Here is a 25,241-nt window from a genome sequence, read left to right as displayed (position 1 = left end):
GGGCGGAAATGACGGCATGACAGGAAAAACGGGAAAATAAATCTTGGAGGTTTGTATGGTGACTTTTGTAATACAGTTTGTATCTTTCTTTTCTGTAGTTTTGTATCATATTTTGGATAACGAAGGGTTAATTTATGGCATTTGTTTTGGTTAAGTGCTTGATTTTTAGTACCTTTGCAAACGATAAAGATAGGGGTATGATAAATTCTTCTTAATTTGCGAGACATATCCTTAAAGTATCTAACGGAACTGAGGCTTCAGGATAACTCCTTCTCACATAATACTGATGCCGCGAGCAATTTGTTTTCTCTTTTGTTCAGGTTCCATAAAACGTTTAGTATGGAGAGAATAACAAAGATTGTATTGATGTTTTTATTTATGTTCATTGTATGCTGTCATTCTGCTTTGGCAGTGGAGGAAACGTCACATGCGGATAGGACTGTAGATTTTGATTGGGGGCCTGTAATAGAGGCTATTATTAAGGTGGAAAGTAATGGAAATCGACATGCTGTCAAAGGACAATCTGTAGGTGCTATGCAAATAACCCCAATACTTGTAGGTGAATGTAATCGAATACTCAAGAACAGGAAAAGTAAGAAAAGATTTAAATTGTCTGATCGTTTCAGTATTGCTAAATCGAAAGAAATGTTCTTGCTTATTCAATCTGTCTATAATCCTTTAAATAATGTGGAAAAGGCTATAAGGTCATGGAATGGGGGAAATAATTATACACTTAAACGAACCCAACATTATTTTGAAAAGGTGTCAGATGCAATGAAGTAAATTATTCTTGTTATGTAAGTCCAATGGTCGATCTCGCTGATAGTGGCCATTGGACTTTTCCTGTATTTTCTTCTTGGCATAGTCTATCTTGTGGTGTTGTGTCTGCAAAGGTGACAGTTAAGAACACAACATTATGGATAGGGCCTTTATTTCAATGATCCAATGGGGGAATATTAAGAATGTTCTTGTCTATCTTTATAATGATATTTGTTAGCAGATGTTAAAATACTTGTGTAAAAGTGATAACTATTTGGCTATTTCAATAAAAATGCCTACCTTTACATCCGCAAACTAAAATAATAGTCATATCGCGGAGTGGAGCAGTTGGTAGCTCGCCAGGCTCATAACCTGGAGGTCGCATGTTCGAGTCCTGCCTCCGCAACTAAAGACGTTCGGGAATCTTTCTGTTAGAGAATTCTGAACGTTGCTGTTTTTAAGGATTAGTTCTTTGCAGGGGCAGTAGGAATAATTTGGGCTTAGTCGATGATTTTGGTGGTCGAAAGAGACTTCATAGCGGCTTGTTTTGCATTTTTGTATGAAAAAATGCCCGATAAAGTTTGGAATCAAAGGAAATAGTCCCTATCTTTGCAAACAACTTTAACCAATTATGGATACAATGAAACATACGATTATTTGCCTTTGTCTGGTGGTGCTGACAGCATTCATCTCTTGTGAGAAAGTGAATCTTGATGACCTCACAAACCAAAAAGAGCAGAAAAGCGGAAACAAGAAAGAGCATCCTTCTAAAGAAAACGAACAAGGAGACAAGCATGATCCGTCATGGAAGGACAAGCCTGGACAGGAAAAACACGAGAAGCCATACGAGGAGAAAGATATTAAGGACGGTAATAAGGATAAGGAAGGGGACAAACCGTCGACGGGAGATGACGGAACGGTTAAGTATTTCTATACGGGCGACACAGTAACTGTTACTGATTTTCTCAGCTATTCCATTTCCGTTCAGGTGTGGGTGAAAGGTTACATTGTAGGTTCTTGTGCTTCTAAACTCGCTAATGCCGATTTTTCGGCACCTTTTGAAGGGGCTTCGGCTCTGCTTTTGGCTGCCTCGCCACAAGAGACGGAGGCAACGCGCTGCGTGACGATACAGTTGAAGAATGGTTCCAGCTTGCGCAAACGGTTCAATTTGGTAAATCATCCCGAACTCAAAGGGAGGCAGGCGGCTTTTTTCGGTATACGTGAGACCTATCTCGGTCAACCCGGCATCAAGGGGGCTACTTCCTATTGGGGGCCAGGTTGAATGTGCCCTCCGCAGAGCCGGAAGATGATGAAAGAGAGAAGAAAGGGCTGACGAAAAAGTAGATCTGGCATGTAATAAACAACTTGAAGTCACGTTATCCAAGTAGACAAGAACCATTTGTCGCCAACTATAAAAGGAATAAACGCCTATGAAGTATTTGTTTACACCCGAAGAAATGTCTCCTTCAGAGAAAACGTTGAACTTGATCCGACAGATAGCTTATTCTTATCGCGTCATAAAGATGAGCGGTGATGTGGATCTGTTCTGTTTAAATTGATATAAAGGAAGGAACCGGCATGAAGACGATGGTATCTCCCTCCCTACTTTCAGCCAATTTCATCGACCTGAAAAGTGATGTGGAAATGATAAACCGCAGTGAAGCTGATTGGTTGCATCTTGATGTGATGGACGGGGTGTTTGTACCGAACATCTCTTTTGGATTTCCTGTGATGGAAGCTGTGGGCAAATATTGCACGAAACCGCTTGACGTGCATTTCATGATAGTACACCCCGAACACTACATTGAACAGACTGCCAAGTTGGGAGCCATGATGATGAACGTACACTACGAGGCATGCATACACCTACACCGCACCATCCAGCAGATACACGCTGCGGGCATGAAAGCCGGTGTCACGTTAAACCCTTCTACGCCTGTTGGTGTGTTGGAGGACGTGATACGCGATGTAGATATGGTGCTCATCATGAGCGTAAATCCCGGTTTTGGTGGACAGAAGTTCATTGAAAACACCATAAGAAAGGTGCAACGCCTGCGTAAGCTCATTGACGAGACGGGCAGTCATGCCTTGATAGAAGTGGATGGGGGGGTGCAGGCCGAGACGGCCCCGCTCCTGGTGAGAGCCGGTGTTGATGTGTTGGTTAGCGGCAGCTATATCTTCAAGAATATTGATCCCGTGTCGTGCATCAAAGCTCTAAAAGAATTGAAAAGGTAGGAGCTTTCAGGTTAATTGCAGAACCACATTGTGCTCTTTGGCCATGCGGCGTAGATTGAGCAGGGCATAGCGCATGCGGCCGAGACTGGTGTTGATGCTCACGTTGGTGAGTTGGGCTATCTCTTTAAACGATAATTGTTGGTAGAAGCGCATGTAGACTACTTCGCGCTGGGTGGGTGGAAGGAGATTCATCATCTTTTTTACATCGCTCATCACCTGAGAATAGACATATTCGCTCTCTATGTTGCCAGCAAGCAGGTGTGAGGCACTGATATTGGAAAGGTCGTTGTCGTGAGTCGGTTCAACGATTTTCTTCACCTTTATGTCCCGATACCAGTCCATAATGACATTGTGGGCAATGCGCATGCACCACGCCCCAAACTTACCGTTGGTGGTGTATTTGCCTTGTTGAAGCTTCACGATCACCTTGACAAAAGTCTCCTGAAAGATGTCATTGGCCATATCCGGGTCGTGAACAACAAACATGATGTAAGAAAACAGCTTGGTCTGATTGCGTGACAACAACAAATCAAAAGCCCGATTGTTTCCATCAATATACGATAAGGCCAACTCTTCGTCGGTCATCTCATTGAGTTTCTTCATTTCTTAATTGCTTGTTTTTATTAAGTAAATGTCGTCCGATAGGCTTTTGATGTTAAATAATCGTTATTATTAGGTTTATTCGTCGGCAAAGATAAAGTTTTTCTGCTTTTCTACCAAATTTTTAACACAATAAATGTAATAAACTGATACATCCCTTGTTTTATAATGTACCTTCCTGAGAGTGGTATTTATAGCGTGGAATGTTCTTTAGGAATGTTCTTTTTGGCAACCTTTTTATTTTTTCTTTTATTTTATTTGGCGTTTAAAAGAAAAAGCGTATATTTGCATCCGAATAGATTAGCGACATAAATATGATGACATTTGTATCTTTCGCATGGTGGTGGCGTAACTCAAGATTTCGATAAGTCGTGAGTAGCGAACCCCGTGTATAGATACATTCCCATACTGCGAGGCCTGCCGTTCTTACGACAGGCCTCGTATTTTTTTGTGAATATAGAGAAAAGGAGATTACAGCTATGGCAATGAAAGAAATACTGAACAGACTGCTCAATCACGAAGAACTCACTCGTGAGGAGACCCGCGATATCATCATGGGCATCACCCGGAGCGAGTTTCCCGAGGAGCAAATCACTGCCCTGCTCATCGGATTGCAGATGCGTGGAGTGTCGGTGGATGAATTGTTGGGCTTCCGAGATGGTATTTTGGCCACCGGAGTGCCGGTACGGCTCGACTGCGACCGCTATATTGACGTGGTGGGTACGGGAGGTGACCGTAAAAACACGTTCAACATTTCTACTACAGCTTGCTTTGTCATAGCCGGAGCTGGTTATAAAGTGGCCAAGCATGGCAACTTCGCAGCCACTTCGGTGAGTGGAGCATCCAATGTCATCAGAAACCACGGGGTGGTGTTCACTGACGATATTGACCGACTCAACCGTTCAATCAATGAAGCCGGTATCGTTTATCTTCATGCCCAACTCTTTGCCAAAGCCATGAAGTTTGTTGGTCCGATACGCAGTGCGTTGCAGCTTCCTACGGTGTTTAATCTGCTTGGACCGCTCGTCAATCCATCCCAGCCAAGGTGTCAGTTGTTGGGTGTGGCTAACCTTGACCAGATGAGGCTCTACCAGCAGGTTTATCAGAAGATAGGCATCGACTATGCCATTGTCAATAGCACGGATGGATACGACGAGATTTCGCTCACGGGCGATTTCAAAGTTGTTACCAATGACTACGAACGGCTGTTCCATCCGCAAGATCTCGGATTTGGCATGGCCGGGCCTGAAGAACTCGTGGGCGGAGCCACCGAGCAGGAGGCTGCTTATATATTCGATGCTGTGCTGGCCAATCGGGCCATGCCGGCACAGAAAAACATCGTGTTGGCCAATGCGGCATTCGGCATTCAGGTGATGGAGAAGGGGCGCAAGCCCATCGAAGAATGTGTGGAGATAGCCCGCGAAAGCATTGATAGCGGTAATGCGTTGGTTACATTCAGAAAATTTGTCGAACTCAACAGTTAAACAATACGATATGTATATTCTCGAAGAAATAGTGGCCCACAAGCGGGCGGAGATGGAAGAGTGGAAGCATTTTCTGCCGGAGCGCAAGCTGTATGGACTGGTGGAACAGCAGATGCAGGCCGACGATGGACAGGTGCCCGGTGGCTCTATGGCAGCAGCTTTGTTGGCTTCTGGCACCGGCATTATTGCCGAGTTCAAGCGCAAGAGTCCTTCGAAAGGGTGGATCAGGCAGGAAGCCAAACCTGAATGGGTGGCATCTGATTATCAGAACAATGGTGCGGCGGCTATCAGCATACTCACTGACAACCACTATTTTGGTGGTTATGACGAGCATGTTCGGCAGGCACGGATGTCGGGAGTGACAATACCTATATTATATAAGAACTTCATCGTCGACGAGTATCAGCTATTCCAAGCCCGATATTGTGGAGCTTCGGCCGTGCTACTCATTGCTGCCGTTCTCACGAAAGACGAGTGCAGGAGCCTGTCGAGTCTCGCCCACGAACTGGGAATGGAAATCTTGCTTGAGATGCACAGCGAGCGCGACCTTGAATATGCCGAACTCGAACCGGATATGTATGGCATCAACAATCGTCATTTAGGAACATTCACCACTGATGTAGATGTCTCTTTCCGTCTGGTGACGCAGCTCCCTGTGGATGCGTGCAAGGTGAGTGAGAGCGGCATTGGAAGTGCCGAAACCGTGGCAAGATTGCGCAAGGCTTCGTTTAATGGCTTTCTGATGGGTGAATACTTGATGAAAAGCGAGAATCCCGGAGTGGAATTGAAACATTTGATAACATCTTTGAAAAACTTATAGCTTATGATCATTAAGGTATGTGGTATGCGCGATGCCGATAACATTCGTGCTGTAGCCGATTTAGGAGTAGATTTAATTGGTTTCGTCTTCTGCCCGCAAAGTTTGCGTTTTGTTAAAATGATTCCTTCTCGAGCCGGTATCATCCCCGACTACAGCGAGCAGCGGCTGAAAGAGGTGGCTGTTCGGGGATCTGTCGGCGAAAACGCTGAAGCCGGGGGATATGGTGCCGGTTTGTTGGGACGCCCGAAGCGGGTGGGGGTGTTTGTGAACGATATGCCGCAGAACATCGTCACTCGAGTGTATAACTACAAGCTCGACTACATTCAGCTACATGGCAACGAACCGCGGGAGACTTGTGAGAACTTGCGCAAAACGCTTGAACCGGACATCAAGCCGGATATTAAAATCATCAAGACCATCAGTGTGGCCGAAGAGGCTGATATTTTTCAGTACAGACAGTATGTCGAGGTGGTAGACCTTCTGCTTTTTGACACCAAAAGTAAAACAGCTGGAGGAAGCGGTAAGCATTTTGACTGGTCGGTGCTCGAAACCTACGATGGGGAGCTGCCTTTCATCTTGAGTGGTGGAATCGGCCCCGATGATGTGGAACGGGTGAAGTGCTTTGCTCATCCCAAGTGTGTAGGAATCGATCTTAACTCCCGCTTTGAAACTGAACCGGGCATGAAAGATGTGGAGAAGTTGGCGGCGTTTCTGAAAGCTCTTGGGAGATAAGTTGTTTAAGGAGTGGGAGATATGAACAAGATAAACAGGCTTTTTCGAGAAAATAAAAACCGCAAGTTGCTGTCGTTGTATTTCTGTGCCGGTTGTCCCACTTTAGAGGGCACGGCAGATGTCATCAAGACACTTGAGCGCCGCGGCATTGATATGATAGAGGTGGGCATTCCGTTCAGCGACCCTTTGGCCGACGGGCCCGTGATTCAGAGTGCCGGAACGACGGCTCTGAGAAATGGCATGACCCTCGAAAAGTTGTTCAGCCAGTTGGCGACGGTGAAGGATGAAGTGTGCATTCCGTTGGTGCTCATGGGTTATCTGAATGTGGTTATGCATTTCGGTATAGAAGATTTCTTCCGTCGCTGTGTGGAGTGTGGGGTCAGTGGCTGCATCATTCCCGACCTGCCTTTCGAGGACTACCAAGTGGTAGTACGCCCGCTTGCTGACCGTTATGATGTCAAAGTGATTATGATGATTACGCCCGAGACAAGCGAAAAGCGCATCCGCTTCATCGATGAGCATACGGACGGATTCATCTACATGGTGAGTTCGGCTGGTATCACCGGCACACAAAGCAGTTTCAATGATGCCAAAGTGGGCTACTTCAGCCGTGTTGAGGCTATGAACCTGCGCAATCCGCGCATGATAGGTTTCGGCATCGGTAACAAGCAAACGCTTGAGTCGGCACAGGCTCATGCCGCCGGAGTCATCATTGGCAGCAAGTTTGTGACATTACTCAATGAGACTGGCAATCCCGACATAGCTATGGACAGGTTGCAGGAAGCTTTGAAACACTAACCGTTTAAATGACAGACGATGACTAACAATCCCGATAAGAATGGCTTCTACGGACAGTTTGGCGGTGCCTACGTGCCCGAGATATTATATAAATGTGTGACCGACTTGCAGGAGGCCTACCTTCCCATCATCGAGAGCAAGCTGTTTCAGCAAGAATATTCAGCCCTGCTTAAAGACTATGTAGGCCGTCCCACGCCGCTCTATTATGCCCGGCGCATGAGTGAGAAATATGGTTGCCGGCTTTATCTGAAGCGGGAAGACCTTAACCACACGGGCGCACATAAAATCAACAACACAATAGGGCAGGTGCTGTTGGCAAGGAAAATGGGGAAGACACGCATCATTGCAGAGACAGGTGCAGGGCAGCACGGCGTGGCAACAGCCACAGTCTGTGCGCTGATGGATATGGAGTGTGAGATATTCATGGGCAAGACGGATGTGGAACGTCAGCATACCAATGTGGAGCGAATGCGCATGTTGGGAGCTGAGGTGCATCCGGTCACCACTGGAAACATGACGCTGAGCGATGCTACTTCAGAGGCCATACGTGATTGGTGCTGTCATCCGCAGGATACGTTCTACATCGTCGGTTCTACGATGGGACCGCATCCCTATCCCGATATTGTTGCCAAAATGCAGAGTATCATCTCCAAAGAACTGAAGTGGCAGCTGATGGAGAAGACAGGTCGCGACTATCCCGACTGCTTGATAGCTTGTGTGGGAGGTGGCAGTAATGCCGCCGGTACCATTTATCACTACATAGCCGATGAGCGAGTGAATATTTATCTGGCCGAGGCCGGAGGGCATGGGGTGGAATCCGGTTACACTGCTGCCACCATGCACTGCGGGACGGAGGGCATTATTCATGGTGCCCGGACACTTGTGATGCAGACCGATGACGGCCAAATCAAAGAGGCTTTCACCATTAGTGCAGGCCTGGACTATCCCGGTATTGGCCCCTTGCATGCGCAACTGGCACAAAGCGGACGCACGAAGGTGCTGGCCGTCAACGATGATGAGGCCATTCTTGCGGGGTATGAACTTACCCGCATGGAGGGTATCATCCCTGCCATAGAAAGTGCGCATGCCATAGCCGCCTTGAAGAAGATACCCTTCCGAAAAGACGAAGTGGTGGTGCTGACGGTCTCCGGGCGGGGAGATAAGGACTTGAAGACCTACCTTGACCACAGAGATATGGCAGGAGAATACGGTCATTTCCAGACGGATGCGTATTGACGCATGGCATATAACGATAAAGGAAAATTTGGAATATGGAGCAAGACAAGACTATAAGCCGGGCACTGAATGTCCCCGAAACCGATGTGCAGTTGGAGTTTACAACGCAGACACGCACCGTGCTTGCCGACCTTTATACACCGGTAGGTGTGTATATGCGGCTGCGTGATCTTTATCCGCAGTCGGTGTTAATGGAGAGTTCAGACTATCATGGCCATGACAATTCCCGTTCGTTCATCGGAGTGAATCCCATTGCGAGTATCCGAGTGGCGCACGGACGGGTAGAGATGAACTTCCCCGACGGGCGGAAGGAGATGCGCGAGGTCGATTTTTCACAGAAAGGTGCGGCAAAATTTTCTGTTATCGATGCCATGAGTGAATTTATTGCACATTTCAAGGTGGTGGGCAAAGGCAAAGAGTATTGTGGATTATATGGCTATACGGCTTTTAACGCTGTGCGATATTTTGAAGATATATCCGTGAAAGATGCGGTGATGGAAGAGAACGATGCCCCCGATATTTTGTATATTATGTATCGTGATCTCATTGTTTTCGACCATTTCAACAATACGATGCTACTGTTAACACTTGTACCCGATGGGAATGAAAGCGATCGAGAGGCCATTGGGCAGGAACGGTTGGATAACCTGCTGAAGGCCATCCAGCGTGTTTCCATTAAGCCTTACGGGTTCCATCCGCTTGGCGAGGTCACTTCTACACTCACTGATGAGCAGCATAAGGAAAATATCAGGCGTTGCATCCGCCATTGTATGCGTGGCGATGTGTTTCAGATTGTTATCAGTCGCAGGTTTGTGCAGCGGTTTGAAGGCGATGACTTCAAACTTTATAGGGCTTTACGTTCTGTCAATCCGAGTCCTTATCTGTTCTATTTCGACTTTGGAGGCTTCCGAATCTTTGGTTCCAGTCCCGAAACTCATAATCGGGTGAAGGGCAATCGGGCTTTTATCGATCCGATAGCGGGAACCACCAAGCGCACCGGCAATCTTGAACAAGACCGTCGGAATGCCGAATTTCTGCGCAACGATCCGAAAGAGAATGCTGAACATGTGATGCTGGTCGACTTGGCACGCAACGACTTGAGTCGAAACTGTCATGATGTGAAGGTTGAATTCTACAAGGATATGCAGTTTTACAGTCATGTTATCCATCTGGTCTCACGCGTGAGCGGAACGATTACCGAGGCTTGCGATGACCCGTCATCCGCCCGGAAAGTGAGTGTGCGGCTGCGCGAGTTTGTTGACACCTTCCCCGCCGGAACGCTGTCCGGAGCTCCTAAAGTGCGGGCCATGGAGATTATTTCCGAACTCGAACCCCACAACAGGGGGGCTTATGGAGGTTGCATCGGCTTTATTGGGCTTGACGGAGACTTGAACCAAGCCATCGTCATTCGTACTTTTGTCAGCCGTAATGGGGAACTCTGGTTTCAGGCCGGGGCCGGTATTGTGTCTAAGAGCCATGAAGACAATGAACTCGAAGAGTGTAACAACAAACTTGGGGCATTGGTGAAAGCCATAAAAATGGCTGAGAAACTGTAATATACCATTATTCAATGTGTAATATTCGGCGATTCAGCATGTAACTAATCACTGAAAATGGAGAAATATCGAAATTAGTGTGAACTAACTGATAATGAGGAGGAACTGCTCTGATTTGCATAACGCTGCATTGTTTGTAAAAGGCAGGAAAGTGCAGATTTAGGCAGAAGTTCAGTTACCAGAGTGTTACCTTGTTTTGATGTAGGTAACGATGGTGCAGTATTCGGTAACTGAATTATTTTCGCCCGTGTGGCTGTTGCTTCGGTCGGCAGTTTTCTGCGTATGTGAGGAACGCTTTAATTCGGGTAATTTTGCCCACAAATATTAAAGCGTATGAAAACAGAAAAGATGAAGGTGTTGCTCTACCTTAAAAAGAGCAGTTTGGACAAGTCGAGCAAGGCTCCGATTATGGGACGAATAACCATTGGGCGTTCCATTGCCCAATTTAGTTGTAAACTATCTTGTAATCCCGATTTGTGGAATCCCCGTGAGAGCAGGATGGATGGTAAGAGCCGCGATGCGGTGGAGATTAACGGGAAGTTGGAGAATTTGCTACTCTCCATTCAATCGGCTTATCAATCATTGATTGCCAAAGGTTGCCTATTTGACGCAACCGAAGTAAAAGAGCAGTTTCAAGGCAGCGTACAGGCACGGTGTATGTTCATCGAAAGGCTGGATATGCTTATCAAGGAGCGTGAAGCGCACATCGGTATAGATATGAAGAGAGCATCTATGTCTGCCTATCGTCTCACCCGAAAACGATTGCAGGAGTTCATTCAAAAGAAATATAATGTTTCGGACTTGGCATTCTCGCAGCTGACAGAAAACTTCATCTACGAACTGCAGACATTCTGTCTCGGTGAACTCGGTTATCAGCAAAGCACATTCTTCAGAGTGGCAGCAGATTTGAAGACTGTCTGTAGGCTGGCTTATCGTGAGGGGCTGGCTGATACGCTTCTGTTTGATAATGTCCATATAGAACGGGGAGACAAGAAAACACCCAAGGCACTTGACAAGGAAGCATTGGACAAACTCAAAGCACTCCGCTTTGATGAATTGGAAGAGGAAATGGAAACTACTCGTGATGTGTTTCTCTTCGCCTGTTATACTGGTGCAGCCTATTGTGATTTGATGATGCTTGGTAAGAAGCATCTTGTTCGTGATGATAATGGTAGCCTTTGGTTAAAGTTCAACCGACAGAAGACGGGTGTGCTTTGTCGCATCAAATTATTGCCCGAAGCCATCCGACTAATCGAGAAAATGCACAGCGATGAAAGGGAAACATTGCTCCCATTCATTAAATATCCCGCTTATCAGTCTTGCCTGAAAGCCTTACGACTGCGGACAGGTATTTCTTTTCCCTTTACCACGCATACAGCAAGGCACACCTTTGCCACGCTTATCACCTTGGAACAGGGCGTACCGATTGAAACGGTGAGCAAGATGCTCGGACATACGAACGTATGTATGACCGAACGCTATGCAAAGGTAACACCGCAAAAACTCTTTGAGGAATTTGACCGTTTCCTTTCTTTCACCGAAGATTTACGTTTAACCATATAAAGACAGCCATTATGAGGAGTACATTTAAGATACTGTTTTACATCAACAGACAGAAAACAAAGACTGATGGTAAGACAGCCATTCTCTGCCGTATTACCATAGATGGGAAGAGTTCCGCCATAACCACAGGAGAGGAATGCCTGCCGACAGAGTGGAACGCCAAACAAGGACAGACTACCGACAAAAGAATAAACAAAAGGCTTGCAGAGTTCAAAGAACTTGTAGAAAAGACTTATCGGGATTTACTGACGAGGGACGGAATGGTCAGCGTGGAGCTAATCAAGAACCGCTTGCAAGGTATTGCCACTCATCCGACAACGCTGCTTGCCATGAGCAAGGCTGAACTGCAATCCGTCAAAGAGTGCGTGGGAAAGTCAAAAGCAGAAAGTACGTACCAGAATCTTTGCTATTCCGACAAGCTGTTATGCGAGTTTGTCAAGGATAAAGGTGTAAAGGATATACCTGTAATCACCATTACGGAAGATTTGTTTGAAGAATACCGCTTTTATCTTAAAAAGCAAGGGTTGGCAGCTGCAACTATCAACCGCTATCTTTGCTGGCTAAGCAGGTTGATGTATCGTGCGATCAGCCAAAGGCTCATTCGTTGCAATCCCTTTGAGAATACCAAGTACGAGAAAACGGAACAGAAGATACGCTTTCTGCAAAAGAACAATGTGGCCAAACTCATGGCTTTGAAAGTAAACGACAAGGAGGCAGAACAGGCAAGGCGAATGTTCATCTTTGCTTGCTTTACAGGCTTGGCTATTGCCGACATGGAGCACCTGCAATATGGACATATCCAAACGGCAGCGGACGGGCAGAAGTATATCCGCAAGGAACGGCAGAAGACAAAGGTGGAGTTTGTCGTGCCCTTGCATCCGATAGCCGAAGCCATCATCGAACATTGCAAGGCTGAACAGGAGAGAAACGGAGGAATGCAATCGGTGAAAGAAAAAGGTGAATCTGAAACAATGACAGACTGCCTTGTCTTTCCCCATGATTGCAGCCGAAGTGTGATGGCAGCCAAGCTAAGCATCGTAGGAAGAGCTTGCGGCATCAGAGAGCGGCTGTCCTACCACATGGCAAGGCATACGTTCGGCACGATGAGTTTGAGTGCCGGCATTCCCATAGAGAGCATTGCCAAGATGATGGGACACGCATCTATCGCCAGCACACAAATCTATGCGCAGGTAACCGATAATAAGATTTCGGAGGATATGGACAGACTGATAAGAAAATATCAAAAGGAGAAAGTAAAGGAGGGAGCGATATGAATGTCAATCACCATCAAACAAAAAGAAACCGCAACTATTTTGAATGGAGCGACAAGATGCAAATCATTTGTAAAGGCAAAGGTGAAATCGCAATGACAGAGAGTGAACTTGTAAGCTTTTTTAGTGAAACATGGAGGAAGCTCAATTATCGTCTGCAGCTACTAATAAAAGTCTCTTTCCTGCATCCCGAAGAAAAGGACGCTGGGGAAGTGGAAGTCTGCGTAAATGGACAGTTAAAAGGATATATTCCGCTTTATCCGCTTTCAATCATCATCGCTTTGTCTTATCAATTGGACAGTACGGAAGCCCACTTGTTCAGGAAATACATCTGTCAAGAGATAAAGCATCCTACACCTATGGTAGAACAGATATTCCTATATGGACGTGGCAGTATCAATTGATACACTTTTCTCTTTCACCGATATCAACCTACGACATAACTACAAAAAATATAAAATTGTGATAGAAATAAAGTTAGAATGTAGTTAGAGAAAAACAAGCATTACAACCCTATGACTACATTCTACTTTTCTTCTTTACGTACCTTCACATGTTATTTTTATTTTGAGTATAGTCATTTCATGTATTAAAATGGAGTCAGAAACTGTACTTCATCTTCACCCACGCTTCGGAGTTCTTACCATACATGGCAAACTTGCCTTTGTTGGCATGGAAATAGTCGTAGCCGGCGGTTAGTTCTATATCGTCGTTGAGAGAATAGGAGGCGGAAAGGCGGTTGAAGATGCCGCCGTTTGCCACATCGATGTAGGCAAAGGTGGAGAGTTTCAGCGTGTTGTGCAGCAGTTCCTTTGAGAGTCTTGCTGTGGCAAGCCCAGCATTGCGATAGACGGAGAGCGCTGCGAGATTGCCCGATGTGTATTTATGATAATACTGCACGCTGATGTTCCAGTCGTTACCCGGATACCAGTCTACCCCTGCAAGGGCATTGAGTGTGTTGCGCCGCACGGCATTCTGCCCCAAGCCACGTCCTTGTGCCTCGCCTATGTACTCGGCGACTTCGGCGCGGAGGACAAACTGACCGACGGGTAATGAGCAGTCGGCACCCAACATCGTCATACGGCGGTACTGTCCGTTGATGTGGAGCGTCCTTCCATCGCCCGACAGGGCAGGGCAAAGGGCGGGCAGCTTGTTCCACGTCCGCAAGGCACTCACGGAGAAGTCTATTCCGTTGAGATTGACGCTTGCCCGTCCGCCAAATTCCATATTCTTGATTTTCTTCTCCGGCTTGCCGCTTTCCAAGTCGGTGGTGTAAGGCTGTGGTGCAGACGGCAGGCGTATCGCCCACGGATTGCGCTCTTCTGTCGGCAACACAAAGAAGTCTGCCACAGGATTGCACACGGCTTCAAGGGTGACCGAACCTCTTGTGTATTTTGCACGCAGCCCGTTGACGGGCATGCGAATGTCGTCGTAGTCTTGTGCGAGAAACTCTGTATAGTCAAACGGCGACACGCAATCGGTAACGCGCAGTGCATCCGCCACGCCCCATACGACAATCTGCCGCCCCACACGCAGGTCGAAGTTGCCCTTTGCATAAGAGAGATAAGCCTCGCGCAATTCCAGTCCTGTGCGTTCTTTCAATATTCCGTTGTAGGTGGCGTTCAGAGATAGGAAGAGCGAAGCCGCCCCTTTCTCGAGTTTGAGTTCTCCCCGCGCCCGAGTCCGCGAAGCCATCCAGTCGGCACATCCCTCCGTCCTGACGGCATGGTAGGTGTCAAGAAAACCTTTCACCTGCACATGCAAGGCATTATCGTCCGATGCTTCGACCGTTTCCTGTGGAGTGCATTCCGAACCGATGGTGTCGCTATCGGCCGGCAATGTATTATCGATTTGAGCTGCTGCCTGCACCGAGAGTATCGGCACAAGCAAGAGCATAAATAGTTTCATATCAGAGTCCTTTCTCCAGTTGGGAAACAGTGAAAAGGTTAGGCGATAGCTTTATGTTGAACTTCTGATTGTCCATACGGATAATGGTTTTGTGTCCCGTCTGTACATTCTCCATCTGCATAAGGTGCATCGTCCAGAAGCCCTGCACTTTATTTATGTTGGAAATCGTGAGCCTACGGTGCAGCTTGTTCAGCTTATCGTAGTATTCCGCCTTTACCGCCATCAGGCAGTCCTGCCGAACCCAGGTGACGCGGCGTGTGTAAATCTCATCCTTGTCGTTGGGTACCGACTCTACCACCCAACATTTTTGACCGCCCAACATTTCTTCGCGCAGAAGCGTATGCTTCTCTTCGTCCACGCTGCGGGCGCTCATATCGTTGTAGGTAAAGTCGCTGCCCATGAAATAATCGGTTTTTGACGACTTTCCACTGATGCGCCTCGTCTTTTTCATTGCCGGAAGATAGAGCCACTTGTCGTCCACCTTGGCGGTATTGTCGTAGTCCCAAGTGAGGAATCCCGTACCCTTCACGTCGCCGGGATAGGTGAAGAACATGATTTTCTTCGTATCATTGCCTATGTCCATTGCCCACGATTCGAGTTTCCTCACACGCTTATGGCCGCTCTTCTGGATGAGCGTCATTTCGATGGTGGCATAACGTGTGTCACCGTCTGCGCGGTTTCTTACTTTCTGCATGATGTCTCTGCCCGACAGCCCTGCTGCCTGCGCGCCGCACACCGCCAGTATGGAGATGAGCAGCAATGTGAAATGTTTTGTTTTCATATCGTTATATTTTATGGTGTTTTGTTATTACTAAGGAAGTTCATTTACCGCTTCCGAGGAAGTCCGCTTATCATTCCCGAATACACGGAGATACTTGAAAAGAATTGGCGCGAGAAAGAGGTCTGCCAGCAGTGCCGACATCATACCGGCCACAGCCAGAATGCCCCAATTGCGCATCTGTGTGCCGTCGGAGAAGACGAAGCCTGTAAACGTAGCCGAGATGACGACTGTGGACATGACGATGGCGAGTCCTTCGGTGCGGAAGGTTCGATTGATGGCTTCTGCATAATTGCCGCACCTGTCATATGCCACATGGCTGTGGTTGATGAAATGAATGGTGTCGTCGACGGCAATACCCAAGACCATCGGAATGAGCGAGGCTGTCATCATATCGAGCGGATAGCCCAACCAACCCATCATACCGCCCACGATGATGGCGGGGGCAATGTTCGGTATCATCCCAACGAGCCCCACTTTCCAGTTGCCGAAGACAAGCACGAGGATAACGCCTATGACCAAGACCGACAACAGCATCGACCACATCTGCCCGCGCTCCACATACTGCTGCATCACGGTGAACTGCGGTATACTGCCCACCACCGAGACGTGTGCGCTGGGAAAGAGTTTGCGCGCCTCCGCCTGCAAGTCGTTCATTTCCTTTTCCGCCTCGTTGGAGTTGTAGTCTTTCATCTCCAACTGCAACCGCAGCCGCTTGTAGTCGTAATCCATCCAGTATTCCGACTCCGTACCGCCCGCATTCTCATAGAGCAACAGCAACTGCGCCACCATATCGGCATTGTCGGGAATACGGTAGAACTGCTGCTTGTTGCCGTTGAGCGTGCAGTTCATGTCCTTCACGATGTCGGTGATGGAATTGTGGCGTTTCGTCAGTTTGTAGCCGCCTGCAATCTCCGCCAGTTGGTCGAGTTTCTGCAAATTCTCCGGCTTCTTGGCATCGTTGTCGTGCGGCAATGTAATCATAAGGTCATAGGAATATATCGAACCGAGTTCGGTTTTGCAGAGGTCGAGGAATTTCTTTACGTATGGAATCTTCCGCCCCATCGTCTTTTCGATGTCGAACGCCGGTTCGATGGAGAAGAGTCCGATACCGCAGAAGATGGTCAGCACAACCGACGAAACGACAATGGAACGATGGTTGCGTATCACAAAACTGCCGAACAGTTCGAATCGTTTGCCGATATACCCTTCAAAACTCTTCGACATATCGGCGGCAGGCTCGCGGTCCTTGCCGAACGACAACAGGATGGGTGTGAGCAGCAGGCAGGTGAGCAGCACGGCAAGCAGACAGAGCGAGGTGTTGATGCCGATAGCTCGCATCGGTACTATCTTCATTGACAGGAACGTCATCATGGCAGCCACGGTGGTAAGTCCCGACAGCAACACGCCCCAACCGGTTTCGCCTACGGCTTCCTTGATGGATTCCCTGCGCTTGCCTGTTTCTACGAACTGCGTCTTGAAGAAATTGTACAGGTGAATGTTGTAGGCGATGGAGCAGGCAAAAGTCAGTATCACGGCAATCATTGTCGTGGTCATGTCGATGTAGATGCCCGTCCAGCCGATGATGCCGAAACTGATGAGCAGTCCGAACACAGACGTGAGCAGTGGTGCAACAACGCCGCGCAACGAACGGGTTACGATGAGCATCACAACGATGGAGATGATGAAGGCAAAGAGGAACAGCCGCCCCAGTTCGCTTTTGAGATAAACGAATTTCTCGTAGCTCAGATAGGGCATTCCCGCGGCGTTGGGCGACAGTTCGGCGTATTTCGCCTTCCCGATGATGTGTCCCGCTTCTTTGCCTGTAATCATATCGGGCGCAATGTCGCTCGTCTTTTTCCACACGCTGTCTTCGGGGAACGGCCGCAGTTTCACCATAATCCACGTCATCGTGCCGTCGTTTGACACCATCTTCTTTGCCAAATACGGTTTGCTATACACTTTCTGCCGGATTACATTCAGCGAAGCGGCATCAGACGGAATCTCGTCGGGGACAATCTGTTCGATGGTCATACCCTCCTCCGTGCCTACGGCAAACTCAATATCGGTGAGCGACGTTACCTTGTCGGCATACGACAGGCTGTCTTTCAGTTCGTTGCTCAGTTCGCGAATGAGCGTCAGGCTGCGTTGAGAGAAGATGTCCTTGTTTTTCACCAGCACCGCCACATAGTAGTCGTTGCCAAAGATAGACTTGAATTCATTGGTCTTGAGCAGCATCGGGTCGTCGCTCACGAAATAGTCGTCGAACGAGGTTTTCATCACGATGCGCTTCGATCCCACAAACGAGAAGGCGACGATGACTGCGAACAACGCACCGACCACAAGCCGGTGGCAGAGTATCCAGTCTGCCAACTGCTTGAACTTACTGTTGATTTTTACGATTTTCATTGTTGTTTTATCTTTGTTGTTATTACTATCTCTGGACGGTTGTCTGTATTATCTCTGATCGGTCGTTATTACTACCTCAGAACGATCATTATTACTATCTCTGAACGGTCGCCAAAAACCTTTAATACTTATGTAATTGGACCAATTTGTCCAACTAATTAGACTAATTTGTCCAGCTCATTGGACTCGTCTGTCCAACTTATTGGATAAACGCGTCCAATTTGCACGGTCACCATACGCGTCGTAAGCTATATGCTGTTGCTGTTTGCCATAATTCTTTGCGAGCGATTGGTGTAGAGGCATCATTGCCGTTTTTCCTGTTGCAGACGAACCATTCGGGCGAACTCGCCGTTGCGAGCCAACAGCTCGTCGGGCGTGCCCTGTTCGCTCACCGTACCGCCACTAAGCACCACGATGTGGTCGGCATTGCGGACGGTGCGCATACGGTGTGCGATGATGATGACAGTCTTGTTGCGCACCAGTTCGGAAATACCCGCTTGTATTTTCGTCTCGTTCTCGGCATCAAGGCTTGCAGTGGCTTCGTCGAGAAGTATGATTGGGGCATTCTTCAGCAGGGCGCGGGCAATGGAAATGCGCTGCCGCTCGCCACCCGAAAGGGTTTCGCCGTTTTCGCCGATGACGGTATCGTAGCCTTGCGGCATTCGGCTGATGAAGTCGTCGCACTGCGCTAATCGGGCAACGTGGCGCACTTCCTCGTCGGTGGCATTGCGCTTGCCGATGCGGATATTGTCGGCAATAGAGGCATTGAACAGCAATACGTCCTGAAAGACGATGGAATAGTGTTTCAGCAGCGTTTCGGGGTCAATCTTCGAGATGTCGTTTCCGCCCACCAGAATTTGTCCGTCAGAGATGTCCCAAAAGCGTGCGGCGAGTTTGGCAGTAGTGCTTTTGCCCCCACCCGATGGCCCCACGAGGGCGGTAACGGTGCCTTGGCGTGCCGTGAACGAAACATTGTGCAGCACTTGCTTCTCGGTTTCGTAGGCAAAACTTACGTTGCGGAATTCGATGTCGTAGTTTTCGAGTTGTACATCTGCACTTCCCTCCTGCGTAGGCATGTTTTCTATTTCCTTCATACGGTTGATGCGCACGTCGAGGAAGGAGAGAAGGGCAAGGTTGTTGCACACTTCGATAATGGGATTGTAGACCATTGCCGATGCCAAGAGGTAAGCCAAGTAGGTGAATACCGACACTTCGCCCTGCTGTAACAGCCACGCTCCCACCAATATAACGGTGGGCATACCGAGCTTGAGCAGCATTCCGGCGAGGTTGAGGAAGACTCCTGCCACGAGTTCGCCGCGCACCAGCTCGCGTTCGTAGCCCTTCAGCCGCTTGTCGAAGCTGCGGCAGTATGCCTGTTCGCCACTGTACGACCTTATTTCCTGCATACATTCCAGCCCTTCCTGTATCTGTTCGGTTACGCCGCGCTTCACTTTATAGTGCTGAACGAAGGCTTTGTGGAGCTGACGGCGCGACAACAGCAGGGTGGTTACGGCGAGCGGAACAACCCAAAAGAGGGCTAAAGCCAAGTGCCAGTTGTAGGAGAACATGCCCACGCCGATGATGACGACGCTCAGAGCCGACGCAAACAGCTGGGGAACAGCGTGCGAGAAAGTTTGCTCGAGCATCGTGCAGTCTTCCATCACGGTAGAGGTGAGGTCGGAAAGGTTGCGTTCGCCGAAGAAAGCGAGGGGCAGTCGGCGCAGCTTTTCTGCCACTCCGATACGACGTTGCGCACTCTCGTTGTAGACGGTGGTGTAGGTGCTGTCGTACTGAAAGCGAGCCAAGAAGAACATAAACACTGCCAAGAGCACTGCCACAAGCACATAGAACCACAGCGTGTGCGGCTCGGTGGAGGGTTTGGCGTCGATGTATTCCATGAGGAAGAAGAACAAATAGGTGGGCGGCAGCATCAATGCGAGGTTCATCAATGTAGAGCAGGCGATGCCTTTCCGCAAGTCTTTCGCTCCTTTTTCGGTGAGGGCGAACCGTTGTTGAAGATATTTTATCATTGTCTTGTGTCCTTTCTGTTTAGGTTTATAGTTTCCATGCCACCGACTTTTGGTATTCGTTCCACATCTTATAATATAATGTGGCTTGCTCCATGAGCTGTTGGTGCGTGCCCTGTTCGGCTATTCTGCCGTTGTCTACCACGACAATGTTGTCGGCATCTTGCACGGTGGTCAGTCGGTGGGCTATCATGAGCACGGTTTTTCCGCAAGTCAGGTGGGCAAATGCCTGCCTGATAAGGTGCTCGTTTTCGGGGTCGGCAAAGGCAGTAGCTTCGTCGAGCACCACGATGGGCGCATCTTTCAGAATGGCACGGGCAAGCACTATGCGCTGCTGTTCGCCGCCAGAGAGGTATGTTCCCTCCGCTCCTATTACGGTGTCCAGCCCCTGTGGCAGCCGCTCGATGATTTCCCGACTCTGCGAAAGGTCTACGGCGCGATTCACCTGTTCGATGGTTGCATCGGGATTGCCGTAGCGTATGTTCTCCAAGATGGAGGTCTTGAACAGTCGGGTGTTCTGAAACACGAACGACACGTTGCGCATCAGCATTGCCTTATCCATGTGCCGAACGTCCACACCGCCTATTTTCAAGCTGCCTTCGCGCACGTCCCAGAAGCGTGGAATAAGTCTTGCGATGGTTGTCTTGCCGCTTCCAGATGCTCCCACCAGCGCAACGGTCTTGCCTTGCGGTATGTCGAGGTCGATGTGGCTTACGGCATCGCGTTCCGCCGCTTCGTATCGGAACGACACATTGCGCAGGCTGACGTCGAAGGCTACCGCTTTCTCGGGCTCGGAACTTTCTGGAAACGGCGGCGTGGCGGTGAGTTTCTCCAATCGGTCTACCGCTTCGTTTGCCAAAAAGAGGTTCTGACTGAGGTGCATGGCTTTCATTACGTTGGCTGCAATGATGGGTGCGATGAGCACATAGAGCACCATATCGGAAACGATGATGGCAGTTTCGCCGCCGTGCCCTATCAGTATGATGCCCGTAGGCACAAGCAGAAAGGCGAAAGCATTGATGGCTATGGTGTAGGCAGACATGGGCGTGCGCCACAGAAGGGTGTATCTGATGACGAGGTCGCGGTAGTTGATGATGCTGTCGTGAAAGCGTTTGAACGAGAATACCGTCTGTTGGAAGACCTTCACGACGGGTATTCCGCGCACGTATTCCACGGCTTCGGCACTCATTTTCTCCTGTGCGTCGAGGTACATACGCTGGAAATCGTTGTTCTTAGGGTTCATCATGTAGCCCATAATGCCGAAGGCGCACACTATCGGCACCATTGCGGCAATGCCCAACTGCCAGTCTACGGCAAGCAGAAGCACTATAATGCCTATCGGAGCCACCACGCTGCCTGCCACATCGGGTAGTATGTGTGCCACGAAAGTGTGGGTCTGACTCGAATCTTCGTCTATTATCTTGCGCATACGCCCCGTGTTCTGCGTGTCGAAAAAGCCCAACGGAACACGCATCAGCCGTTCCATGGCAGTGCGCCGCATATTGGTTTCGATGCGGAAAGCGGAAAGATGCGAGAGCATGAGGGCGGCGAAATAGAGCAGAACATTCGCCACCGACACCACGAACGCCGCAATGGCATAGTCCCATACGGGCGTATCGGCAAGGTTTCCGTCGGCAGTGAGCAGCGTGCGCACCACCAACCACAGGAAAATAAAGGGTACGAGCGACAGCAGTCCGTTCACTGCCGACAGCACAACCGAGCAGGGCAGCAACGGCTTGCGCCCTCCCATGTAATGTCCTAAGCGTTTCAGTATTCTTATCATCTTCTTCTATATATATTAAAAGGTTATTGTTTCTACGGTTTCATCAGTTCTCTCCACCCTGCCATACTGTAAGCGGCATACTGCTCGAGCGCACGGTTCACCTCGCTTTCATCGTACTCCTCGTGCTCCACAAGTTCGCAGAAGATGTTCACCCACATGGAACTCGCAATGTGCAGGAAGAAGGGCGATATGTCGATGTTGATGTGCGGATAGCGCGCTTTCATCAGTCGCAGGTATTCCTTGCCTGCTTTCAGCTGGTGTTCAGCTATTCTCTCCTTGTACCCCGCAAGCGATGTGCCTTCGGCATTGAACAGCAACAGGCGCAGCTCGGGGCGGTAAAGCCTCACCATTCGCTTCATTGCGCCGATGTATTCGTTCTGAAAATCGAGTGCGTCGAACACCTCTATGCTGAGGTGCCGCTCCTCGTTGTGCGACAGAATGTAGCGGTTCAGCTCGTTGAGCAGTGGTCGCAACACCTCGCAGAACAGCTCGTCCTTGCTGTGGAAGTAGTTGTACACGTTGCCCGCAGCAATGCCCGCACGCCGCGCCACCGTGCGGATAGACGTGCTGCGTGCGCCGTGAGCGATGAATTCCTCGCGCGCTACGGCAACGATACGCTGCCGAATGTCGTCTTTCAGTGTCTGCATACGCCCATGAAAACTTTAAATAATGAACCAAGTTCTGTTTTGTTCATAAAAAAATCGCACCGTTTCGTAATCGAACGGTGCGATTGATTGAACGAGCCTATTTGCGCTCTTACTATATAAATATTGTGTATTCGCATAGCTGCAATGTTTATTTTGCAAAAGTAGCAAAGATATAAAAACGCTGCAATACCCAAAAATAAGTATTTTGCAATAAACACTTATGTGTGTTGAATGTCTAAATTTATTTTATAAGTCAAACAACATATTGAGACCTCTGCAAAAGTCTTTTTACACCTAAAAGCTACTATTGATAATCAATGAGTTATATTTATGATTTCGCTATCTATATGAGGTTTTGCAGAGGTCTCATATTGTGAAATAGAATATGAAGATTTTCAGTTATATAAAATCAATCCCCTCACTTATAATTCTCCTCCAACATCTTTTCCAAATCCGAAGCCTTATAGAGGATTTTCCCTGCAATCTGCGTGTAGGGGATAATCTTTCGGTCGCGATAGTCCTGCAAGGTACGGGGACTGATATACAGCCGCTCGCACACTTCCTTACCCGTAAGGAAAAGTTCTCCGGAAAAGATCGGCTTGTGCGTTTTTGCCACTTCCACAATTCTTTTTTTCACACCTCTTAGTGCCGAGACAACCAGCTGCATCTCATCGCTCTCCATGTTCAAATCTTTTGCCATTTCCATCATATACTGTTGTTTTTAGGTTTGTCTGTTCTTGCAAGGAGCAGTTGTTCCACATCCTCACGCCTGTAATAACACTTGTGCCCGATTTGCGTAAACGGCAGCACGCCTGTATCACGATAATGCTGCAAGGTGCGCTTACTGATGTCCAACAGCCTGCACACATCTCCGTTGTGCAGCCAGTCGGTGTGTTTGCTCTTTTCTCCGAATGCTTGGTGGCAACATTCTGCAAGGCTCAAGATTTCATCTCGAAGCTTTGTCCAATTGCTTTCTGTAATGACGTAATAGTTCATAATCTTATTTTGTTATTGTTTATTACTTCAGGCTTTTCCTGTTTCCACCTGCAAAGATAATGGCGTATGTAGGCCTCTCAAAGCAGCAGGGAACAGTAGGGAAGTATCGGGAATAATAAGGAAAAAGGCAATCCGTTCCATCGGTTTGCATTTGCGTTTTCCTGCCCCGTCTTTTTTCTTTCATTGCAAAATTAAGATAGGACATTTCTTATTCCATCACTTTTCATTCAAGTGGCAGCTTGTGGCGCTATGACTGGGACAAAAGAGACAGATTGATATTCTCGTTACTACCCAAATGAGGCTAACAAGATAATCAAAGCAAACGACTGCATCTGAAAGCAAACAACGACATCGATATTCCAGCCAACCTTTTCTTCTGACTATCCGATTTTTGCTTAATGAGGCAATAAATGCTCTTCTTTTTGACTTGCTTCCCTAAGAATTTAGCAGCAGACGGACGCAACATTATGTAAGAAGCTTCTGAATGCTTGGAAGTTACGCATTCTCACCCTAACTTCACTCTTGGCAACCAATTCAAGGAAATAATGAAAAGAGAAGCAGATGCAGGCAATATAAACGACAGGCGAAATCACAATCGCAAGAGTAGCTCGTCCAAAAACGCAGAGATAGAAGCATATCTCTCTACACACTATGAGTTCAGATACAACACTGTATTGGGAAGAACTGAATATCACAGTAAGTCTAACAGCGATTTTGTAAAGGTCGGTCGTTATGAAATCAACACGCTCCGTAGGGAGATAGACAACGACATCGGGATTATCACATCTTCCGATAATCTCTATTCCATCATCGAGAGCAGTTTTTCTCCGCGCATCAATCCCATACAGGAGTATTTCAAAGGATTGCCACTGATAGATATAGGCGATGATAGTAGCTGTGGTGGTAGTTACAGCGGTAGTGTTGTGCCTTCTTCCTTTTCATTGAAAGCTATTCCCGATTTGGCAAGCTGCGTGGTTGTCCGTAACTCCCAAAAGTGGCTGCCGTATCTCACCAAATGGCTCGTGGCAGTGGTTGCCAATGCAATGGACGACCGTGAGTGCCGCAACCACACTTGTCTTGTACTGACAGGCGAACAGGGTAAGTCCAAGACGACCTTTCTTGACTTACTCTGTCCGCCGGCACTGCACGGTTACAGTTATACAGGAAAGATATATCCGCAGGAGAAGGACACACTTACCTATATCGGGCAGAACCTTATCGTAAACATTGATGACCAACTCAAAGCCCTCAACAAACGGGATGAGAACGAACTGAAGAACCTCATTACCTGTCCGATGGTCAAATACCGCATGCCCTATGACAAGTATGTGGAGGAACATCCTCACTTGGCAAGCTTCGTGGCATCGGTGAACGGCAACGACTTTCTTACCGACCCGACAGGCAGCAGACGTTTTTTGCCCTTTGAGGTCTTGTCCATTGACATAAAAAGAGCAAAGGCCATCTCAATGGATAGTGTCTATGCAGAAGCCAAAGCCTTGCTCAAATCAGGTTTTCGCTATTGGTTTGACGATGACGAGATAGCCGAACTGTATCGGGAGAGCGAGGACTTCCAAGTACAGACAGCAGAGATGGAACTCTTTTTGCGTTGTTTTGAGAAGCCAACGGAGGACGAAGACTA

The 25,241-nt window shown here is 48.2% G+C and carries 23 protein-coding genes and 1 tRNA gene; 14 read left to right on the top strand and 10 right to left on the bottom strand.

The features are described 5' to 3' along the window. A partial coding sequence (locus tag HMPREF6485_RS14255) for a hypothetical protein (RefSeq protein ID WP_004346550.1) occupies positions 1-227 on the bottom strand: 227 nt, incomplete at its 3' end. A gap of 151 nt (positions 228-378) precedes the next feature. Here HMPREF6485_RS14255 and HMPREF6485_RS10935 point away from each other — a divergent pair. The 4 genes from HMPREF6485_RS10935 (at position 379) to rpe (ending at position 2,994) form a co-directional block, all read left to right on the top strand. After that, a complete protein-coding gene (locus HMPREF6485_RS10935; protein WP_456154112.1) occupies positions 379-783 on the top strand; it encodes a lytic transglycosylase domain-containing protein in 405 nt (134 codons plus the stop codon). A 309-nt stretch (positions 784-1,092) separates the two neighbouring features. Continuing rightward, positions 1,093-1,165: transfer RNA gene (locus HMPREF6485_RS10930), tRNA-Met, on the top strand. A gap of 225 nt (positions 1,166-1,390) precedes the next feature. Beyond that, a complete protein-coding gene (locus tag HMPREF6485_RS10925; protein WP_004346546.1) occupies positions 1,391-2,041 on the top strand; it encodes a DUF6359 domain-containing protein in 651 nt (216 codons plus the stop codon). Positions 2,042-2,337: 296 nt separating this feature from the next. Continuing rightward, positions 2,338-2,994, top strand: coding sequence for a ribulose-phosphate 3-epimerase (rpe, locus tag HMPREF6485_RS10920; protein WP_004342750.1), 657 nt, complete (start codon positions 2,338-2,340; stop codon positions 2,992-2,994). A gap of 6 nt (positions 2,995-3,000) precedes the next feature. On the opposite strand, the gene HMPREF6485_RS10915 is transcribed toward rpe, so the two are convergent. Next, entirely contained in the window at positions 3,001-3,597 is a 597-nt protein-coding gene (locus HMPREF6485_RS10915) for an RNA polymerase sigma factor (protein ID WP_004342749.1), read from the bottom strand. Between the two features lie 482 nt (positions 3,598-4,079). Between HMPREF6485_RS10915 and trpD the strand changes: the two genes are divergently transcribed. The 9 genes from trpD (at position 4,080) to HMPREF6485_RS10870 (ending at position 13,458) form a co-directional block, all read left to right on the top strand. After that, the gene (gene trpD / locus HMPREF6485_RS10910; RefSeq protein WP_044126078.1) at positions 4,080-5,078 is read left to right on the top strand and encodes an anthranilate phosphoribosyltransferase; all 999 of its coding nucleotides are present in this window, start codon (positions 4,080-4,082) and stop codon (positions 5,076-5,078) included. Positions 5,079-5,088: 10 nt separating this feature from the next. Further along, entirely contained in the window at positions 5,089-5,898 is an 810-nt protein-coding gene (trpC, locus tag HMPREF6485_RS10905; RefSeq protein WP_004346541.1) for an indole-3-glycerol phosphate synthase TrpC, read from the top strand. A gap of 3 nt (positions 5,899-5,901) precedes the next feature. Continuing rightward, positions 5,902-6,630, top strand: a complete 729-nt coding sequence (locus tag HMPREF6485_RS10900; protein WP_004346540.1) for a phosphoribosylanthranilate isomerase — start codon at positions 5,902-5,904, stop codon at positions 6,628-6,630. Between the two features lie 21 nt (positions 6,631-6,651). After that, positions 6,652-7,428 carry a tryptophan synthase subunit alpha gene (gene trpA, locus HMPREF6485_RS10895; protein ID WP_004346539.1) on the top strand — a complete coding sequence of 259 codons (777 nt, stop codon included), beginning with the start codon at positions 6,652-6,654 and terminating at the stop codon, positions 7,426-7,428. 18 nt (positions 7,429-7,446) lie between these two features. Beyond that, positions 7,447-8,664 (top strand): tryptophan synthase subunit beta, encoded by a 1,218-nt coding sequence (gene trpB / locus HMPREF6485_RS10890; protein WP_004346538.1) that lies wholly within the window; start codon positions 7,447-7,449, stop codon positions 8,662-8,664. A 35-nt stretch (positions 8,665-8,699) separates the two neighbouring features. After that, complete coding sequence (locus tag HMPREF6485_RS10885) at positions 8,700-10,220, top strand: anthranilate synthase component I family protein (protein ID WP_004346537.1); 1,521 nt, start codon at positions 8,700-8,702, stop codon at positions 10,218-10,220. Positions 10,221-10,553: 333 nt separating this feature from the next. After that, positions 10,554-11,783 carry a site-specific integrase gene (locus HMPREF6485_RS10880; RefSeq protein ID WP_004346536.1) on the top strand — a complete coding sequence of 410 codons (1,230 nt, stop codon included), beginning with the start codon at positions 10,554-10,556 and terminating at the stop codon, positions 11,781-11,783. Positions 11,784-11,794: 11 nt separating this feature from the next. Continuing rightward, complete coding sequence (locus HMPREF6485_RS10875) at positions 11,795-13,057, top strand: site-specific integrase (protein WP_004346534.1); 1,263 nt, start codon at positions 11,795-11,797, stop codon at positions 13,055-13,057. After that, complete coding sequence (locus HMPREF6485_RS10870; RefSeq protein ID WP_004346533.1) at positions 13,054-13,458, top strand: hypothetical protein; 405 nt, start codon at positions 13,054-13,056, stop codon at positions 13,456-13,458. Before HMPREF6485_RS10875 ends, HMPREF6485_RS10870 begins: the two co-directional genes overlap by 4 nt. 196 nt (positions 13,459-13,654) lie before the next feature. On the opposite strand, the gene HMPREF6485_RS10865 is transcribed toward HMPREF6485_RS10870, so the two are convergent. The 8 genes from HMPREF6485_RS10865 to HMPREF6485_RS10830 form a co-directional block, all read right to left on the bottom strand. Further along, the gene (locus HMPREF6485_RS10865; RefSeq protein ID WP_004346532.1) at positions 13,655-14,962 is read right to left on the bottom strand and encodes a DUF1302 family protein; all 1,308 of its coding nucleotides are present in this window, start codon (positions 14,960-14,962) and stop codon (positions 13,655-13,657) included. A gap of 1 nt (position 14,963) precedes the next feature. Further along, a complete protein-coding gene (locus HMPREF6485_RS10860; RefSeq protein WP_004346530.1) occupies positions 14,964-15,743 on the bottom strand; it encodes an outer membrane lipoprotein-sorting protein in 780 nt (259 codons plus the stop codon). A 30-nt stretch (positions 15,744-15,773) separates the two neighbouring features. Continuing rightward, positions 15,774-18,149, bottom strand: a complete 2,376-nt coding sequence (locus HMPREF6485_RS10855; RefSeq protein WP_004346529.1) for an efflux RND transporter permease subunit — start codon at positions 18,147-18,149, stop codon at positions 15,774-15,776. A gap of 302 nt (positions 18,150-18,451) precedes the next feature. Next, a complete protein-coding gene (locus tag HMPREF6485_RS10850; RefSeq protein WP_004346528.1) occupies positions 18,452-20,179 on the bottom strand; it encodes an ABC transporter ATP-binding protein in 1,728 nt (575 codons plus the stop codon). A gap of 25 nt (positions 20,180-20,204) precedes the next feature. Continuing rightward, entirely contained in the window at positions 20,205-21,959 is a 1,755-nt protein-coding gene (locus tag HMPREF6485_RS10845) for an ABC transporter ATP-binding protein (RefSeq protein WP_004346527.1), read from the bottom strand. A 32-nt stretch (positions 21,960-21,991) separates the two neighbouring features. After that, the gene (locus HMPREF6485_RS10840) at positions 21,992-22,606 is read right to left on the bottom strand and encodes a TetR/AcrR family transcriptional regulator (protein ID WP_004346526.1); all 615 of its coding nucleotides are present in this window, start codon (positions 22,604-22,606) and stop codon (positions 21,992-21,994) included. A 418-nt stretch (positions 22,607-23,024) separates the two neighbouring features. Further along, positions 23,025-23,315 (bottom strand): helix-turn-helix domain-containing protein, encoded by a 291-nt coding sequence (locus HMPREF6485_RS10835; protein ID WP_004346525.1) that lies wholly within the window; start codon positions 23,313-23,315, stop codon positions 23,025-23,027. Further along, positions 23,312-23,602, bottom strand: coding sequence for a helix-turn-helix domain-containing protein (locus HMPREF6485_RS10830; protein WP_004346524.1), 291 nt, complete (start codon positions 23,600-23,602; stop codon positions 23,312-23,314). Before HMPREF6485_RS10830 ends, HMPREF6485_RS10835 begins: the two co-directional genes overlap by 4 nt. 488 nt (positions 23,603-24,090) lie before the next feature. Between HMPREF6485_RS10830 and HMPREF6485_RS10825 the strand changes: the two genes are divergently transcribed. After that, positions 24,091-25,241 (top strand): virulence-associated E family protein (locus HMPREF6485_RS10825; protein ID WP_248622298.1); only part of this gene is annotated, 1,151 nt, incomplete at its 3' end.

The organism is Segatella buccae ATCC 33574 (assembly GCF_000184945.1).
Lineage (GTDB): Bacteria > Bacteroidota > Bacteroidia > Bacteroidales > Bacteroidaceae > Prevotella > Prevotella buccae.
Note: the sequence above shows the minus strand (reverse complement) of the source record. Positions and strands in the feature narration are given on the sequence as shown.